General features: G+C 39.7%; 17 protein-coding genes and 1 tRNA gene. 12 read left to right on the top strand and 6 right to left on the bottom strand.

What is annotated here, in order from left to right:
* Positions 1–80: 80 nt before the first annotated feature.
* Positions 81–890 carry a hypothetical protein gene (locus CWB77_RS07360; RefSeq protein ID WP_010387998.1) on the bottom strand — a complete coding sequence of 270 codons (810 nt, stop codon included), beginning with the start codon at positions 888–890 and terminating at the stop codon, positions 81–83.
* 115 nt (positions 891–1,005) lie between these two features.
* On the opposite strand from CWB77_RS07360, the gene CWB77_RS07355 reads away from it, so the two are divergent.
* The gene (locus tag CWB77_RS07355; protein ID WP_054201683.1) at positions 1,006–2,160 is read left to right on the top strand and encodes a serine hydrolase domain-containing protein; all 1,155 of its coding nucleotides are present in this window, start codon (positions 1,006–1,008) and stop codon (positions 2,158–2,160) included.
* Positions 2,157–2,648, top strand: coding sequence for a SixA phosphatase family protein (locus tag CWB77_RS07350; protein WP_138622119.1), 492 nt, complete (start codon positions 2,157–2,159; stop codon positions 2,646–2,648). The genes CWB77_RS07355 and CWB77_RS07350 overlap by 4 nt, the downstream gene beginning before the upstream one ends.
* Before the next feature lie 57 nt (positions 2,649–2,705).
* Here CWB77_RS07350 and yhbY read toward each other — a convergent pair whose 3' ends face one another.
* On the bottom strand, positions 2,706–3,002 hold the full coding sequence (yhbY, locus tag CWB77_RS07345; RefSeq protein WP_008112687.1) for a ribosome assembly RNA-binding protein YhbY: 297 nt from the start codon (positions 3,000–3,002) through the stop codon (positions 2,706–2,708).
* An 88-nt stretch (positions 3,003–3,090) separates the two neighbouring features.
* Between yhbY and rlmE the strand changes: the two genes are divergently transcribed.
* The 8 genes from rlmE (at position 3,091) to CWB77_RS07305 (ending at position 11,384) form a co-directional block, all read left to right on the top strand.
* Positions 3,091–3,720, top strand: a complete 630-nt coding sequence (gene rlmE / locus CWB77_RS07340) for a 23S rRNA (uridine(2552)-2'-O)-methyltransferase RlmE (protein WP_010388002.1) — start codon at positions 3,091–3,093, stop codon at positions 3,718–3,720.
* A 66-nt stretch (positions 3,721–3,786) separates the two neighbouring features.
* Entirely contained in the window at positions 3,787–5,760 is a 1,974-nt protein-coding gene (gene ftsH, locus CWB77_RS07335) for an ATP-dependent zinc metalloprotease FtsH (protein WP_041709666.1), read from the top strand.
* Positions 5,761–5,971: 211 nt separating this feature from the next.
* Complete coding sequence (gene folP, locus CWB77_RS07330; protein WP_138622117.1) at positions 5,972–6,817, top strand: dihydropteroate synthase; 846 nt, start codon at positions 5,972–5,974, stop codon at positions 6,815–6,817.
* The gene (glmM, locus tag CWB77_RS07325) at positions 6,818–8,167 is read left to right on the top strand and encodes a phosphoglucosamine mutase (protein WP_138622115.1); all 1,350 of its coding nucleotides are present in this window, start codon (positions 6,818–6,820) and stop codon (positions 8,165–8,167) included. It abuts the gene before it with no gap.
* Positions 8,168–8,239: 72 nt separating this feature from the next.
* Positions 8,240–8,989 (top strand): triose-phosphate isomerase, encoded by a 750-nt coding sequence (gene tpiA / locus CWB77_RS07320; protein WP_138622113.1) that lies wholly within the window; start codon positions 8,240–8,242, stop codon positions 8,987–8,989.
* Between the two features lies 1 nt (position 8,990).
* Complete coding sequence (gene secG / locus CWB77_RS07315; protein ID WP_010388009.1) at positions 8,991–9,344, top strand: preprotein translocase subunit SecG; 354 nt, start codon at positions 8,991–8,993, stop codon at positions 9,342–9,344.
* Between the two features lie 76 nt (positions 9,345–9,420).
* Positions 9,421–9,505, top strand: a tRNA-Leu gene (locus CWB77_RS07310).
* Between the two features lie 250 nt (positions 9,506–9,755).
* Positions 9,756–11,384: a methyl-accepting chemotaxis protein gene (locus tag CWB77_RS07305; protein WP_054201677.1), complete on the top strand. Its 1,629-nt coding sequence runs from the start codon at positions 9,756–9,758 to the stop codon at positions 11,382–11,384.
* A 105-nt stretch (positions 11,385–11,489) separates the two neighbouring features.
* Here CWB77_RS07305 and CWB77_RS07300 read toward each other — a convergent pair whose 3' ends face one another.
* The 3 genes from CWB77_RS07300 to CWB77_RS07290 form a co-directional block, all read right to left on the bottom strand.
* Positions 11,490–11,897: a type 2 periplasmic-binding domain-containing protein gene (locus CWB77_RS07300; protein ID WP_010388011.1), complete on the bottom strand. Its 408-nt coding sequence runs from the start codon at positions 11,895–11,897 to the stop codon at positions 11,490–11,492.
* 12 nt (positions 11,898–11,909) lie between these two features.
* A complete protein-coding gene (locus CWB77_RS07295) occupies positions 11,910–13,055 on the bottom strand; it encodes a porin (RefSeq protein ID WP_138622111.1) in 1,146 nt (381 codons plus the stop codon).
* A 242-nt stretch (positions 13,056–13,297) separates the two neighbouring features.
* Positions 13,298–13,894 carry a LuxR C-terminal-related transcriptional regulator gene (locus tag CWB77_RS07290; protein WP_138622109.1) on the bottom strand — a complete coding sequence of 199 codons (597 nt, stop codon included), beginning with the start codon at positions 13,892–13,894 and terminating at the stop codon, positions 13,298–13,300.
* Positions 13,895–14,268: 374 nt separating this feature from the next.
* On the opposite strand from CWB77_RS07290, the gene CWB77_RS07285 reads away from it, so the two are divergent.
* Positions 14,269–16,491, top strand: a complete 2,223-nt coding sequence (locus tag CWB77_RS07285) for a TonB-dependent receptor (protein ID WP_138622107.1) — start codon at positions 14,269–14,271, stop codon at positions 16,489–16,491.
* Positions 16,492–16,562: 71 nt separating this feature from the next.
* Here the strand turns inward: CWB77_RS07285 and CWB77_RS07280 are convergent, their stop codons facing one another.
* Positions 16,563–16,928: a hypothetical protein gene (locus CWB77_RS07280; protein WP_010388018.1), complete on the bottom strand. Its 366-nt coding sequence runs from the start codon at positions 16,926–16,928 to the stop codon at positions 16,563–16,565.
* Between the two features lie 49 nt (positions 16,929–16,977).
* Here CWB77_RS07280 and CWB77_RS07275 point away from each other — a divergent pair, with 49 nt between their 5' ends.
* A complete protein-coding gene (locus tag CWB77_RS07275) occupies positions 16,978–17,523 on the top strand; it encodes a GNAT family N-acetyltransferase (RefSeq protein ID WP_138622105.1) in 546 nt (181 codons plus the stop codon).
* The last annotated feature ends 78 nt before the right edge of the window (positions 17,524–17,601 follow it).

The raw sequence follows: 17,601 nt of genomic DNA, 5'->3' as shown, positions 1-17,601 counted from the left end.
ATTAGAGTTTGCTAAAAAGGGTAGTATATTGTCAAACTCTTAGCTAAATCTGTAAAAAAATGTAGCGGTCGTCCTAACAACTACTGAACTTTAATTTTATCAATAAGAATACTGCTTAAGTAAAATTGCATCATAGGTGTGAGAGCACTTATTTCAGTGCGTGTACATGGCCCATTTAATTTAGTTAAACGACTCAGTTTTGTAATGGTTTTATAAGCAGGGGCCGTTACTTCATTATTAAGCTCAGCTCGTTTAAGACGAGCCTGTTCGGTGTTGTGCTTGTGTATAAATGCAACAACTTCTAGCTCATTAGTGATCTTCTTTTCTTCGCTAAAGCTATAAACTAAAGGTTCACGATGAAAGCTTGCACTGTCAATTGATGATTTAGCAAACCACACCACATCGCCCGATGCTTTGTGAGTAAGTCGCATACTAACTTGGGCTAATATATTGGCGCATTGTTGGGACGGAAATTGCTGCGCTACTTTTGAAAACAGTGAATATGGCTTTTCTGGTTGTGCTAGGGTGTACTTGGCGTCATCTATAAATTCCAGATCAACTTGATGAATTGCTAACGTGTAATCGCTATTCTCGCTAGTGGTCACCTTAAGCTGTTTATCAATTAAGGCTTGGCTTATTTGAGAGACCAAAGTGTCGGTAACACTTGCACGGTCTACGATTACTCTAACAGTTTGATTTTTTTTCACGTTGTGGGCAGGTAATTGTACCGACTTCACTTTTGGTGAAGCATGCTCAGTTTCATATTTTAACTGATAAGTTTGGCTCTTAAGCATAGGCTTTGCAGGCATTGCTAAAGGCTCTGCGGGTTGTTTAACGACAGCACAACCTGACGCTGATATTATAAAAAGTGATACAACTAAAAAACGCATAAATATTTTACATCCACTCAAAAGCCATTAATCGGACATATTGTACGTTAGTCCGAGTAAAAGTTCATGATATTATAACGGTTGATTATGACTAAAAAAGAAAAATTAGCTAAGAATGAAGTATTTTAACACCTTACCCTTTTACTTTTTTGCCGTGCTCCTTATCGGGACGCATTTACAGGCGAGCGCAAGCACAGATCCTGATTGGGAAGCATTTGTTAAAAGTTATGGACGCTATACAGAAAAAAAACTAAAAATAAAAAAAATCCCAGGAGGGGCGCTATCCATTGTCAACTCACAAGCACGTGACTACATCCATACTATGGGCAATACAAAGGTGCGCGGTGGGCAAAAAATTAACCCGCACACTCGATTTCGTTTAGCCTCCGTATCGAAAACATTTGCAGGGTCGTTAGCGGCTAAACTCGCAAATGAACAGCGGCTCAACCTTTATTTACCTGTTAGTTATTATTTACCGGATTTTAAGCAAACTGACTATAAAGATGATTTAAAAGTTTTTCATATTTTAAGCCATTCTAGTGGGCTAGTTCCTAACGCTTACGATAATTTAATCGAATCGCGGATGGGTTATAAGGACATTGTTGAAAAACTATTGAGTGTTAAACCCATTTGTGACCCTGGTGATTGCTATGGCTATCAAAATGTAATGTTTAGCTTAATAGACGACGTAATTTTAAAAAGTACCAACAAAACCTATACCCAGTGGCTTAATGAGGCTTTTTTTACTCCCCTAGAAATGAATGATGCTAGTTTGGGTTACGATGCCATGGTGCAGGATAATAACTATGCACACCCTCACGTGCGTGGCAAAAAACGTTGGTATAGCGCCCGCTTAAAAAAGAATTATTATAAAGTTGCACCCGCGGCAGGGGTAAACGCCAGTGCGTCAGATATGGCTATTTGGTTAAATGCGCAATTAGGGCAATATCCATCGGTATTATCCTTAGATGCATTGGCCACGCAAACACGCCCTTATACTCATACTAAAAAAGAACGCTACAGACGAGTATGGCGAGAGCACATGAACGAAGCCTACTATGGGCTAGGCTGGCGTGTGTATGACTATGATGATGAAACGCTTTATTATCACAGTGGTTGGGTGCAAGGCTACCGCAGTGACTTAGTGGTTTTTCCGCACTTAAATGTAGGCTTTAGTTTGATTTTAAATGCAGAAACTGGGCTGATTAATGAGCTCACTACTGAATTCATAGACCGTTTATTGGCATACAAACGAGGCAAAAAACAATGAGCTCATTGATAAAATCAGCATGGGTAGCATTATTGTTACTCGTTTGCCACCCTGCTTTTTCTGCGCCTGAACAGCTTTATTTGTTTCGCCATAGTGAAAAACAAACAGGCAGTAATCCATATTTAACAGACCAAGGGCAGGCGCGTGCTGAGCATTTGGTTTCGCTAGTTAAAACCCATCCACACATTACGTTATACAGTAGTAATTATAACCGCACATTAAGCACTGCAGCGCCTTTAGCTAGGTATTTTAATATTAAAGTTATTACTTATAATGCTGCCGATTTAACGACATTGAAAAATCAGTTGTTGGCACAAGACGGCGTTGTGGTGGTTATAGGGCATAGTAACACCACGCCGCAATTAGCTTCGTTATTGAGTAACCAAACTATTGAGAATATGGATGAGGGGCAGTACGGGCACTATTACTCACTTAGTAGGCTTGAGCATGGCAGCTATAAAGCAAACTTGCGAATAATGGATTTTTAATCCATTTATAAAAAAAACCAGCCGCGGCTGGTTTTTTTATAGCTTTACAACGGGCTATTAGCCGCGAGGTAACTGAATTTTTTTCTCTGGGCTTTGACGGTAAAGCACAATCGTATGACCAATTGTTTGTAATTTGGTGGCCCCTGTTTCGCGAACAATGGCATCAAAAATAAGCTTTTTTGTTTCACGATCGTCAGTTGGCACTTTCACTTTAATTAATTCGTGAATTTCTAGTGCGCTTTGGATTTCAACTACTACGCCTTCGGTTAAACCGTTAGAACCTAGTAAAACTACAGGCTTAAGGCTATGTGCCTGGCCTTTTAAAAACTGCTTTTGTTTGTTTGATAATGTCATGATATTACAAATTTTGCTGAATATGGCTTGAATTAAGGGTATTCTAACGCCATCTAGAGAATATTACTAATTAGTTGCGTGTTAATTTATGACAAATAAAAAACAGTCAGCCAGTTCACAGCGTTGGCTTAAAGAACATTTTGATGATAAATATGTTCAAGAAGCGCAAAAAAAAGGCTGGCGCTCTCGAGCTGTTTTCAAATTAGACGAAATTCAAAACAGAGATAAGTTATTGCGTCCAGCAATGACAGTAGTAGATTTAGGCGCAGCTCCAGGGAGTTGGTCACAATACTTAGCAGAAAAAGTAGGTGACAAAGGTCAAGTGGTTGCGTGTGATATTTTACCTATGGATTCATTAGCGGGTGTTGACTTTTTACAAGGAGACTTTCGTGAAGAAGCTGTACTTGATGCGCTGTTAAAACGTATTGATGGTAAAAATGTAGATGTGGTATTGTCTGATATGGCACCTAACATGAGTGGTAATAACTCGGTTGATCAGGCGGGTAGCATGTACTTGGTTGAGCTTGCACTTGATATGTGTCACCAAGTTTTAAAGAAAAATGGCGCGTTTATTGTTAAAGTATTCCAAGGTGAAGGCTTTGATCAGTATTTGCAAGATGTACGTAATAGTTTTAAAGCAGTGAAGATACGTAAACCGGATGCCTCGCGTCCCCGTTCTCGGGAAGTATATATAGTAGCGACTGGATACAAACTGTAGTACAGTTGCTTGGCGTTTAGTTGAATTTAAATTAATTGGATACAAGAGGTTAACCCCTTGAGCGATATGGCGAAAAATCTAATACTCTGGCTGGTTATTGCAGTTGTGCTTATGTCAGTATTTCAGAGCTTTAATGGCGGCGATCAAGTTGATCGTCAAACAAGTTACAGTCAATTTGTTAAAGATGCCCGTAGTGGCTCTATACAAGAAGTGTCTATTGAAAGTGGCAGTGGCACAATTACTGGCATAAAAAATAGTGGCGAGCGTTTTCAAACGATTATGCCGATTTATGATAAAGATATTTTAAATGATTTGTTAAAAAGCGATGTAAATGTCAAAGGTGTAAAACCTGAGGAACAATCGTTTTTAGCAAGCATTTTCATTTCTTGGTTCCCTATGATACTGCTAATTGGTGTGTGGATTTTCTTCATGCGTCAGATGCAAGGTGGCGGTGGCAAAGGCGCCATGTCATTTGGTAAAAGTAAAGCCCGCTTAATGAGTGAAGATCAAGTTAAAACGACCTTTGCTGATGTAGCTGGTTGTGATGAAGCCAAAGACGATGTAACCGAGCTGGTGGACTTTTTACGTGATCCTTCTAAATTTCAAAAATTAGGCGGTAGTATTCCTAAGGGCGTACTTATGGTTGGTCCTCCAGGTACAGGTAAAACATTACTTGCGAAGGCGGTTGCCGGTGAAGCAAAAGTACCGTTTTTTACTATTTCAGGTTCCGATTTTGTTGAAATGTTTGTGGGTGTTGGTGCATCACGTGTACGTGACATGTTCGAACAAGCTAAAAAAGCAGCGCCTTGTATCATCTTCATCGATGAAATCGACGCAGTAGGTCGTAAGCGTGGCGCAGGTATGGGCGGCGGTCATGATGAACGTGAGCAAACGCTTAACCAAATGCTAGTTGAGATGGATGGCTTTGAAGGCAATGAAGGTATTATTGTTATTGCTGCGACTAACCGTCCGGATGTTCTAGATCCAGCATTACTTCGCCCTGGTCGTTTTGACCGTCAAGTTGTGGTTGGTTTACCAGATATTCGTGGTCGTGAGCAAATTCTAAAAGTACACATGCGTAAAGTACCGTTAGGTGATAACGTTGAAGCGGCAGTGATTGCTCGTGGTACACCTGGTTTCTCAGGTGCTGATCTTGCTAACTTAGTGAATGAAGCGGCTCTTTATGCAGCACGTGGTAATAAACGTGTTGTTAGTATGGCTGAATTTGACGCTGCAAAAGATAAGATCATGATGGGTGCTGAACGCAAGACCATGGTGATGAGTGAGCAAGAAAAAGAAATGACTGCTTACCATGAAGCAGGCCATGCCATTGTTGGTCGTATGGTGCCTGAGCACGATCCGGTTTATAAAGTATCTATTATTCCACGTGGCCGTGCGCTAGGTGTGACAATGTATTTACCAGAGCAAGACCGTGTTAGTCATTCTAAAGAGCTACTTGAGTCTATGATCTCTAGCCTCTATGGTGGCCGTATTGCAGAAGCCATTATTTATGGTGAAGACAAAGTAACTACAGGTGCAAGTAACGATATCGAACGTGCAACTGACATTGCTCGCAAAATGGTTACACAATGGGGTTTAAGCGAAAAGCTAGGTCCATTACTTTATGCTGAAGATCAAAACGAAATGTACATGGGTGGCGGCGGTGGTCGTTCTATGAGCATGTCGGACGAAACAGCTAAAGTAATTGATGCAGAAGTACGTTTGTTCTCAGACCGCAACTATCAACGTGCAGAATCAATACTGAAAGAAAATATTGATATTTTACACGCAATGAAAGATGCACTGATGAAGTATGAAACTATCGATGCGAAACAGATTGATGATTTAATGGCGCGTCAGCCAGTACGTGAACCACGTGATGCGCATGACCGTCATGAAGCTAAACCTGAAAAGGAAGATGTTTCTAAAGATAAAGCAGTTGATGAAATACAAAAACCAACTAGCGAATCTAAAAACGACGACTCTAAACAAGATGACTCTAAAAAAGATGAAACAAACCTTGATGATAAAGCGGAATAATCGTTAAAATAACGTATCCAAAAGCCCCGAAGTTCGGGGCTTTTTTGTATCAGTTTGCTGTAATTAATAAATTATACCAATGCGCTTAATAAAGTTAGCTACTTTGGATAGGAAAGCCGTGCCTTGTTACCGTCCGACTTTCCTCGCTTAAAATGGTTAAGTATCATAACGAGTTGGTATTACACTGCAGAAACATATTTTAGGGTTAGCGATGAATAATAAAATTAACCTTGCACGTGGTCGAGTGCTTGAACTCAGCGAACCCGTTATTATGGGGATAGTAAACGTTACTCCTGATTCATTTTCAGATGGAGGCCAGTTTTTTAATACAACAGCAGCACTCAATCATGCGATGCAGTTACTTGATGAGGGAGCGACTATTTTAGATATCGGTGGTGAATCTACACGCCCGGGTGCTCCCGATGTCAGCCTTGAAGATGAACTACAACGCGTTATCCCACTTATTAATGCTATTCGTGAGCAAAGTGATTGCGTTATTTCAATCGATACCAGTAAAGCTGAAGTCATGCGTCAAGCCATTGAAGCAGGTGCCGATATTGTTAATGATGTGCGAGCACTGCAAGAGCCTGGTGCAATAGAGGTGGTTGCTCAATATCCTGACGTAGTCGTGTGCTTAATGCATATGCAAGGACAACCGCGAAGTATGCAAAACGCTCCTCACTATGATGATTTAGCAAGCGAGATAAATGATTTTTTTAACCAGCGTATCGCCGCATGCGAAGCTGCTGGTATAAAACAAAGCCAGTTAATATTAGACCCTGGTTTTGGATTTGGAAAAACACTTAAACACAATTATCAAATATTGGCTCAATTTAATGACTATGCGCAGCTTGGCTTACCGCTGCTTGCGGGGTTATCACGTAAGTCAATGATTGGTAATTTACTCAACAGAGATACAAAAGATAGATTAGCAGGCAGCTTAGCTGGCGCATTAATAGCTGCACAAAACGGTGCGCATATTATCCGTGTGCATGATGTAAAAGAAACCGCAGACGTGCTTGGCGTATATCAAGCCTGCAAACAAGGAGTACTTTAAATGAAAGAAAGAAAATATTTTGGCACAGACGGTGTGCGTGGTTTAGTAGGTCAAGGGCCTATAAATCCTGAGTTTGCAATGAAATTAGGTTGGGCTGCAGGGCGTGTATTATCACAACATGGCACAAAAAAAGTCATTATTGGTAAAGATACTCGTATTTCTGGTTACATGCTTGAAACTGCATTAGAGTCTGGTCTAATTGCTGCCGGCATTGATGTTATTTTACTCGGCCCTATGCCAACGCCTGCCGTTGCTTATTTAGCGCAAACGTTTCGCGCAGAAGCGGGTATTGTGATCAGCGCATCCCATAATCCTTATTACGATAACGGCATTAAGTTTTTTAATGGCCAAGGCCTAAAGCTAGATGATGTTGTAGAGCTGCAAATTGAAGCCATGCTTGACGAACCAATGACCTGTGTAGCCTCTGATAAGCTAGGTAAAGCAACACGCTTATCTAGCGCTGATGGCCGTTATATAGAGTTTTGTAAAAGTCAGTTTCCACAAGGCTTATCACTTGAAGGGCTAAAAATAGTTTTAGATTGCGCCAACGGTGCAACCTACCACATAGCACCTTCAGTTATGCGAGAGCTTGGTGCTGAGGTGATCACCCATGCGTGTGAGCCAAATGGGGTTAATATTAACCATGAATGTGGTGCAACTCACGTAGATACACTAAAGCAAAAAGTACTTGAGCATAAAGCAGATGTAGGTATCGCTTATGATGGCGATGGCGACCGGGTGATGATGGTTGATCATAATGGCCGCGTATTTGATGGTGATGATTTAGTTTACATTATTGCTTGCCAAGCCGCTCAAGATGACAACCTAGGTGGCGGAGTTGTTGGTACTGTAATGTCGAATATAGGTCTTGAAAATGCGTTAAAAGCCAAAAATATTGCTTTTGCTCGTAGCAAAGTGGGTGACCGTTATGTGATGGAACTACTGCAGCAAAAAGGCTGGAAAATAGGCGGCGAAAGCTCAGGTCATGTTTTAAATCTAGATTTGATTAGCACTGGCGATGGCATCATTTCAAGCTTACAAGTACTTGCTGCTATGGTAGCTCAAAACCGTACACTTCAAGATTTAGGCGCTGGATTTACTAAGTACCCAATGAAAATGATTAATGTGCGATACACTGCTGGTACCGATCCAACCCAAGCACCAGAAGTGCTTGCTATTGTGGCTGAAGTAGAGCAAAGCTTAGCAGATAAAGGCCGTGTATTACTTCGTAAGTCAGGTACTGAACCTGTTGTACGAGTGATGGTTGAAGCGGAACAAGAAAAAATAGTTATCGATAGCGCTCAGAAAATAGCAGCGGTTGTCGAATCTATGAGCAAACAAACTGATTGATAACAATAACCTCTTGTAACTTTGGGCGAGTCGAGTTAATATCTCGCCCGCTTTCTAATGTGGAGTGGAAAAATGGCAACACGCAAGGCGATGGTCGCAGGCAATTGGAAAATGAATGGTTCATTAGAACTCGTTGAGCAACTGTCTGATGCTATTAACAATGTTAAATCTTCTGAAGTAAACATTGTTTTATTTCCTCCGTTTCCACTGATATCAGCAATGATTGCAAGTGGTGTAACTACTGGGACACAAACAGTTTCAGAGAATACGCCAGGTGCCTTTACTGGTGAAGTAGATGCCCAGTTGGTAAAACAGCTAGGTGCAAAATATGTATTGGTCGGTCATTCAGAGCGCCGCAGTATATACAAAGAAAGTAACGATACCGTAGCCGCAAAATTTGCTCGCGCCCAACAAGTAGGTTTAACACCCATATTATGCGTAGGTGAGAGTGAAACAGAGCAAGAAAACGGGAAAACAGAACAGGTAGTTGCTGCGCAGATTGACGCAGTAATTAACAAATTAGGTGTAGCAGCACTGAAAGAATCTGTGATAGCATATGAGCCCGTTTGGGCTATAGGCACAGGTAAGACTGCATCGCCTGAACAGGCACAAAGTGTTCACAAATTTATCCGTGACAAAATTGCTTCACAAGACAGCGATTTAGCACAAGGGCTAACCATCTTATATGGTGGTAGCGTAAATGAAAAAAATAGCGAATTATTATTTGCACAAACAGATATAGACGGCGGCCTAATTGGTGGCGCAAGTCTAAAAGCAGAATCATTTACTGCTATCTGCAATAGTGCAAAAGGGACCGTATAAGATGTACGAAATTTTACTAGTAGTGTATTTAATTGTAGCTCTAGCGCTTGTTGGTATGGTTTTGATCCAGCAAGGTAAAGGTGCTGACATGGGCTCATCATTTGGTGCAGGCGCATCGTCTACTGTTTTTGGTTCTTCTGGAGCCGGTAACTTTATGACGAAAACGACAACAACTCTGGCAACTATCTTTTTTGTGTTAAGTATTGTTTTAGGTAACCTAACTGCCGGTCAAATCAAAAAGACTGACGAATGGGAAAACTTAGAAGCGGCTCCAGCTGTTGAAACTGTAACGCCAGTTGAAGAAGATGTTCCAGTAACATCAACTAAAGAGCAAAGCTCTGACGTACCAAATTAATTAGTTTAAATTGTTAAGTTGCTCTCTTTCCTCAAGTTAGCTTTAAGACTTAACGCTAAGCAATAGCTTAAAAAATGCGGATGTGGTGGAATTGGTAGACACGCTACCTTGAGGGGGTAGTGCTTTCGGGCGTGGGGGTTCAAGTCCCCCCATCCGCACCAAATATAAAAACCAGTAACAGCAATGTTACTGGTTTTTTTGTGCCTAAAATTTAAAATATTAAACAACTCTTTTTGGATTAATGTTGAACATTGAGTAGAACACTCTATATTTCAATTGTAAGTGTTTATGAAAGAATACTACTGTATATTTAACTTTATGTATAAAAAGCATCAAAAGTTAAAAATAAAGTTAACATTTTTGTATCTTAAGCCGATAATAACTATAGATAATTAAACGGGGTAAATTAATATGGCTTCAGGTTTCTCTTTTAAAAACCTCAGCATTACTAAAAAAATACATGCAATTACATCTATAGCGATAATCGCATTCTTAGTAATTGTTTTGGTTAATTACTTTGCTATGAACGAAAATCGCATATCACTTGATGAAATGGAGAAATCTTCTTATAAAGTTGCCAAATTAACCTTGGCTAATGTAAGCATTTTAGAAAAGTTAGATGAGTTATATACTCAGGCTGTAACGTTTGGCGAGCAAGATTTAGTAACAAAAGCGAGTGAAACTTACCAGCAGCTCATCATGAATATAGACGCAATAGAAACAATTAATGCATCTTATATTAATAGCGACACAAAAACGCGACTGACTAATTATGAGAAAATATCTGCAACGATTGCCAACGGTATGGTTAATGGCACGGCTGATTTTAGTAAAATACAACAACAGGCTCAGCTTAAAACAAGCCTTTATGAAGCTGTTTTAACTAGCTTTAAAAGTGCGCAGCAAAAAGCAGATGATCGCTTCTTCCAGCTTGTTGCTAATACAAAAGCACGCTCAGATGATGCACTTAACTTAATGCTGGTTGTTGCGGTTGTATCATTAACACTGTTGTTGCTTATGGCTATTTGGATTGCACGTAATATTGGTTCATCAGCCAGTGATGCCGCTAATAACCTGAGTCTTTTAGCAAGTGGTAAAGGGTCATTAAGTACAAAGCTTGCCGTTAACTCTGAAGATGAAATAGGTCAGGTATCAATAAACTTTAATGCATTCATTAGCTTGCTTAGAGAAACAGTTTTAGAAGTCATCGCGGTATGTGAACCGTTAATGGAAAACTCAACCCGTCTTGTACAGGGAATGGAGCGAGCTGAGCGAGCAACCACTAAGCAAACTACCGATGCCGATGTTGTTAAACAGTCTATGGAAGAGATGAAGCAAAGTGTTGGCGATATTTCACAATCAGCAGCAAGCGCGTCTAATGCCGTGCAAACAGCAGAAAAAGAAGTAGATCAAAGCCGTGCTCAAGTAAAAATGTCTGTTAACGCATCGCGCACTCTAAGCGATGAAATTAATATAGCGGCCAACACCATTAATAAGTTAGCCGATGACACTAAAAATGTATCGCAAATACTAAATGTGATTACATCCATTGCCGAGCAAACAAACTTATTAGCCCTAAATGCCGCAATAGAAGCTGCACGCGCGGGTGAACATGGGCGAGGCTTTGCTGTGGTTGCTGATGAAGTCCGTGAGCTTGCATCACGCACTGCACAGTCAACCAATGAAATTCGTGAGTTATTAAGTACGCTAAGTGTCGCTGCCAATGAATCTGTGACGGCTATGACCTCTGCAAGAGATATGGCAACCGATAATGCCAGTGCAGCAGAGCAAACCGGTGTTTCGATTGAAAAAATAGCCGAGCAAATACTAGAAATTAATGGTATGAACTCGCAAATTGCAGCAGCAACTGAAGAGCAAACCTCAGTAGCCGCAATGGTTGTAGACAACGTATCTAATATGCATGTTTCATTTGAAGATACGATGAGCTCACTCAAAGCCGTAAGAGATGTGGCTAAAAACTTACATTACCTTTCAGATAACTTATTAGATGCAACTGCTAAGTTTAAAATTGATGAATAGTCGTTAAGGCGATATTTTAATGTTTTATTAAGGTTGTAAATAATAGGCATAAAAAAGCCCGCAATAAAGTATTTATTGCGGGCTTTTTATTTTTAATTTAGCAGATTAATACTTGCCTACTACTTTGACTTTATCACTTGCTTTAGCGCTATCAATATAGCCAATCGCATCTGTATTAGCAGCTACAAAATCAATCACGGCTTGGTCATTATCCAGTTTACCTGGAGGTGTGCCTTTACCAGTAAAAACCAGCTTTGACCAATAAGCATTTAACTGGCTGCCTGACTTACCAACAAGCTTGTCGTTAAATTCATCAGCTACCGCAGTACCATTTTGGTTAACAGGGTTTACTTTGGTGCCATCAGCAAACGATTTGCTCTTGCCAAGGTATATTTTTTTAATATCGTCTTGGCTTACTGCATTGGCATTCGCTGGGTTAACGATTACTGCAACTTCAGCAAATGCTGCAGTACTACATAGTGTTAACATACTGGCTAAAATTAATTTCTTCATCATTCGCTCCAATTAAAATACTAAATCAACGCCAACGGCAACTACGTCAGTTTCAGTATTTGAGATATCATCTTTTAGGCGGCTAAAGTCTACTTTAAAGGCAGCCATTGGGTGGAAGTCATAACGAGCACCAATCGTGTATACATTACTCTTAGCTTTAGAGCCTTCCAAAACTTGGTTAAGCCCAGCATTTAACTGCGGTACATTTGGTAGTGCATTATAACGATTACTATCATGCTCATCATCGTTGTTTTCATAGGTTAAATGAACAAGCCAGTCGTCCATACGGTAGCCTAAAGATGTGTAATATTGAGTTTGCTTAGCGAGCGCACTGTTATCTACTTCAAACTGTGTGTATTCAGCGTCGAACAAGATATTGTTGTAATCAATTGAAAAGCCAAGTGCTAAAAATGCACCATCGTCTTCGTCAATAGCAATACTGTTTGCTTGATCAACAAAACCTGAGTTACGAAGGGCTTGTTCTAAGCCATTAAGCGCCATACCTTCGGCCGTATCATTTTCAATCTCAATACTTGTTTCAGCAACAAAGTAAGCAGCGCGAGCACTGAACCAATCGTAACTCAATGTCCAGTTTAACCCTGCAATGTCGTTAAGCTCGGTATCACCGTTAACAGATACTACGGCAATGTTATCATCGAAGCTGCCGTAAATAACCTGAAGAGTAGAGTCCCAATCACCAAGTTGAGTTGTATGTAATAAGCTTAGGCCTTCATAGGTTGAAAACGGTAAGTTATATACAGACTGAGGTGGGCGCACCCAGCGGTAGGTATAGCCAACATCTAAAAAGTCAGAGTAGCGATAAAAAGGTGCACGCATTTTACCAGCACTGATTTGTAATTCGTCAGATATCTCATAAGTTAAGTATGCCCATTCAAAGTCGGCGTCAAAATCATTTTCGCCGCGAGCCACTATCTGCGCTGTAGCGGATAGCTTCTCTTGCAGGTCAGCGGTTAGCTGAAGAGCAAACACGCTTTCATTTTTAAATGAAATATCATCATCATATCCATATAACGTTTGATCACTATCGAGCGACTTACCACCGACAATAGAAGCAAACCCATTAATACGAACTTCAGCACTCGCGTTACTTGTGGCAAGTGCGCAACAAATTGCTACTGCTACAGATAGTTTTTTCATTGTGTATCCTATTTAATTTCATGTGTATCCCGCTGCAGTATAAGATGAGTATTAACTTTTTTCTAATTAAAATTAATAAATTAAGTACTTTTCACTACTTTTTTGCAACAAGAACGCATGGCTGTGATTGAAAATTAAGGATTTTTTTATCTAAGGTAATGTAACCAACTGAGTTATTTGAGTTATTTATGGTGAGGTTATGTTTATTGCAGTACGCATTAAGTAGTAATTAGTTTTTTTAGTTATGAACGCGTATTTATATTTTTTAGGTTATCTTGGCACCAACGAATTGCCTGCTGTTTATTTTTGACCGCTATTTTTTTATAAATTTTATGTAAGTGTACTCTAACCGTAGCTTCACTTATAAATAAACTATCAGCAATAGCACTGGAATGAAGACCACTAAAGAGTAGGTTAAGCACTTTAATTTCTTTATCGGTTAGGTTACTTGTTTGCAAAGCATTTTTTTGCTCTGTATCGAGCATTTGGCGCATCCAAATATCACTAATGGTGCGTGGAAACCACAATTCTCCTTGTGTAATTGCATCTAACCCCCTGTTGAATAGCTCTTCATTGGTGTCTTGATAAAAAAGACCTTTTAAGTTTGGCCATTCTTTTAGTGAAATAACATCAGTATCTTTAGGAATATTAAAAATAACCAATCCCTGATAATTATTGATTTGTATAAAATGGCTCAGAAGTTCGTAATTTGTAAGCGTATTGAGTGCTGAATAGCTGACTAACAATATGTCGCTATTTAATGTTGTAAAAAATAACGGATTGTAGGGGTTGTTATTAAAAAGCATGTTTGCTGATTGCGTGGTCTGTTTTTTTGTCATGCTTTACACCTAAAAATGATTCTGCAGTATATTTAAATATAAAGGGTGTTTGGATATTGTCATAATCTTAAATAGCTTTAATGTGTTTTTCGCAACAAAGCGCATGTTCAATTAACAAATAATACTGATGGTAATTAATGTTAAAGTATTAATTTAAAACTAAATTTGCAATTGCTATTTGGGCAAGTTGGCTAAGCTTAAAAAGCTAAAAATAAATTTTTACGTAAACTAAAGTTAAATGTACATATTGTAGCGTTTTTGTAATATAATAAACTCCCAGAGGAAAGATGCATCTAAAGCATCTTTTTTTATGCCTACAATTTATGTTTACACAGCATAACGCATAATTAAATTAATACCCTTTGGAGAAAACCTTGAAATTACGCACCCTCTCACAGTTAAGTTTAGCGGTTATTGCAGCCCTAACAACTTCCGCAAATGCACAAGAAGCTAAAACGACAGCCAAACAAGACGCGTTTGAAAAAATTGAAGTGACAGCTCGTAAACGTACAGAGAGCTTGTTCGAATCTCCAACTGCGATTACATCAATAGGTGCTAACCTTATTGATAAAGCCAATATGGGTAACTTAGAAGATATTGGTAAATACGTTCCTAACTTAAACATTACTCGTTATGGTGTTGGTAATGCTGCACATGCCTCAGTGTTTATTCGTGGTATTGGTTTGCAAGATCACATTATAACAACCGATCCAGGCGTAGGTGTTTACCTAGATGGTGTTTACTTAGGTCGCCAAATGGGGTCTAACTTATCACTTCCTAATGTAGAGCGAGTTGAAGTTCTACGTGGGCCACAAGGCACACTTTATGGCCGTAACACATTAGGTGGTGCAGTAAACGTAATTACTAAACAACCTGGTGATGAAGGTATTTTAACAACAACCGCTAAAGTGGGCAGTCGTGGTCGAGTTGCGGGTGATATTTACTTTAATAATGCACTAACTAACGATCTAAGCATGTCAGCCAGTGCGTCATACAAACAACGTAATGGGGTAGGTACGGCAGTAAACTTAGCTAACCCTGAAAAAGAAATTGGTGAAGAGCAAGAGTTTAGTGGTCGTATAGCACTTAAATATGAAGCAACTAGTGATTTAGCGTTTACTTTCTCGCTAGATGGCGTTGATAATGAGTCAGGTCAATCACCTTATACTATTGAACTGACAGATTCACTAGATTCAAATGATGTCTTTAATGGCGATTTCCCATTATTAACTGAAGACTTAATTCCTCAAAACCCTGATGATTTAGGCACAACGGTTGCCGGTATTGAGTCAACTTCATATTCTGGTTGGGGTACGTCATTTACAGCTGATTGGGCGATTAATAACACTTATACAGCTAAGTTTATTTCAAGCTATCGTACTTCTGAGTATGAAGGTGGCTTAGATGATGATGCATCACCACTTAACTTATCTGAGTTCCCAGAAGTAGGCGGTGCAGATCAATACTCTTTTGAACTTCAGCTAAACGCCACGTTTGATAAAATGGACTTTGTTTCTGGCTTATACTTCTTTAATGAAGATGGTTTTACTCGCTCAGAAGATTTTGTATTTAGCCCATTTAACACGCCAAATGGTCTATTGAATGATGGTGTTACTCCGTCATTTGGTGGTTTTGGCTTTTTTGAAATCAATCAAGAAACAAACTCATACGCAGCTTACATCAACGGTAGTTACGATTTAACTGATGATTTAACAATCGGCGGTGGTCTTCGTTACTCAGAAGATAAAAAAGATGCGAATGCTATTTTCCCAACCTTCCCTGAACGTAAAGACATTAGTGCAGACTTTAATGCAGTGACATGGGACATTAATGCTTCATACCAGCTTAGCAATAATATGAATGTCTACGGTCAAGTGCAAAAAGGTTACCAAACAGGTGGCTTTCCACCGCGCCCATTTGGTGGTCCGGATCAGTTTGTATCGTTTGATGAAACCAAAGCAGTTAACTACGAGATTGGTTTAAAAGGCCAGGTACATGAAAATGTATCTATGATGCTTGCAATGTTTGTTACTGACTACACTGATTTAGCATTGCCATTCTCAGATCCAACCGCGGGCGGTGGCTTTGTAACTATCGTTGAAAATGCAGGCCAGTCTAAAGCGCAAGGTATTGAGCTTGAAACCACAATTGCACTAACCGACGACTTTACTATTCGCACTGCAGTAGGTTACTTAGATTCTGAAATTACAGAAGTGGCTGAGGGCGTACAAGGTATTGGTAAAGGTGACTCACCAGCACTGACACCTCGTTGGACAGTGATGGTTGCTCCATCTTACTTTGTTGATTTAAGCAATGGTGGCACTGTTGCATTAAATGCAAACTACTCGTACCGTAGCGAAATGCAAGGTCAGTCAGTTTTCAATAAAAGTGAAACGATTGATTCGCGTGAGCTAGTTGGTTTTAATATTTCTTACACTAATCCATACGGCGATATGGAAGTAACGCTATATGGTGAGAACGTATTAAACGAAGTTTACGATGTAGGTCGCCTGCAGCAAACTGGCTTTGTTGGCGTAATGCGCAGCAATGATCGTAGTGAGTTTGGTTTAAAATTCAAAAAAGACTTTGAACTATAATCTATAACTTGCTCTAAAAATAAAACAAAAAAGGTAAGCCATGGCTTACCTTTTTTTATGGTTAAAAATAATTAACCTTCTTTATGCTCTTCACGTGCTTGCTCAATTTCTGCCGCAATTTCACGTGCTTTTTGCTTAGTTTTTTCAGTTAGCTCGCCAGCCGCTTCTTTGCTTTTGATCCATGCATCAACAGCTACTTCTTTGCCGTCATCGTACATGTCTAAGCCCATCGCTTTACTCTCTTCGAGTAGCTCATTTAATGACTCGTCATTTTTAAGCTCATTGGTTTTTTCTTTAACGTCGTTCCACGTTTCGTTTAGCTTTTCTTGAACTTCAGCGCTCGTTTGTTTGGCGTCTTGTTTCACTTCGTTGGCATCTTCACACCCTGTTAGTGTAATTAAAGTGCCTAATAATGCTAAACCTGCTAATTTCTTCATTGACTATCTCCTTTAGTGAAAAATATATTTCAGAGGTAACTATACAACAATGAAAATGAACATAGCTGTAACAACACGATTAAGTTTTAAATTAATGGACGAAAATGATTGGCAGCAATTATATGAGCTCGATCAAGACCCAGCCGTTATGCAGTATTTAACTCAAGGTAAACCTACCACTCTTGAAGAGATAAAAACGAAAGCCATTCCAAGAATGCTCGCTTATCGCAATGAGCAACAAGGTTGGGGGCTATGGCAAGTAACTCTGCGTGAAAGTAATACTTTTATTGGCTGGGTGCTTGTTCGGCCGATGGGCTTTTTTTCAGATACGCCTGACTTTAGTGATATTGAAGTAGGCTGGCGGTTTAAACGAGCGAGTTGGGGTAAGGGTTATGCAATTGAGGCGGCACAAGCGATTTGCTCAACGATTGAAAAACAGTCGCAAGTAAAGGCAATCAGTGCCACAGCGCTGACCGCCAACGTTGGCTCAATTAACATCATGAAAAAGCTCGGTATGCAGCTACAGCACTATTATATTCATACTGATGATGACTCAAACTTAACTGCTGCGCTTTATTCAAAGCCGTGCAGTTGAGCTAAAACTTCCTAAGCCTTAAAAATGTAGCATCTAAATATTGACCTGATGTTTGTTACTATGCATTAATGTTTGCCA

It is taken from the genome of Pseudoalteromonas sp. S1610 (assembly GCF_005887465.1).
Classification (GTDB): domain Bacteria; phylum Pseudomonadota; class Gammaproteobacteria; order Enterobacterales; family Alteromonadaceae; genus Pseudoalteromonas; species Pseudoalteromonas undina.
Note: the sequence above shows the minus strand (reverse complement) of the source record. Positions and strands in the feature narration are given on the sequence as shown.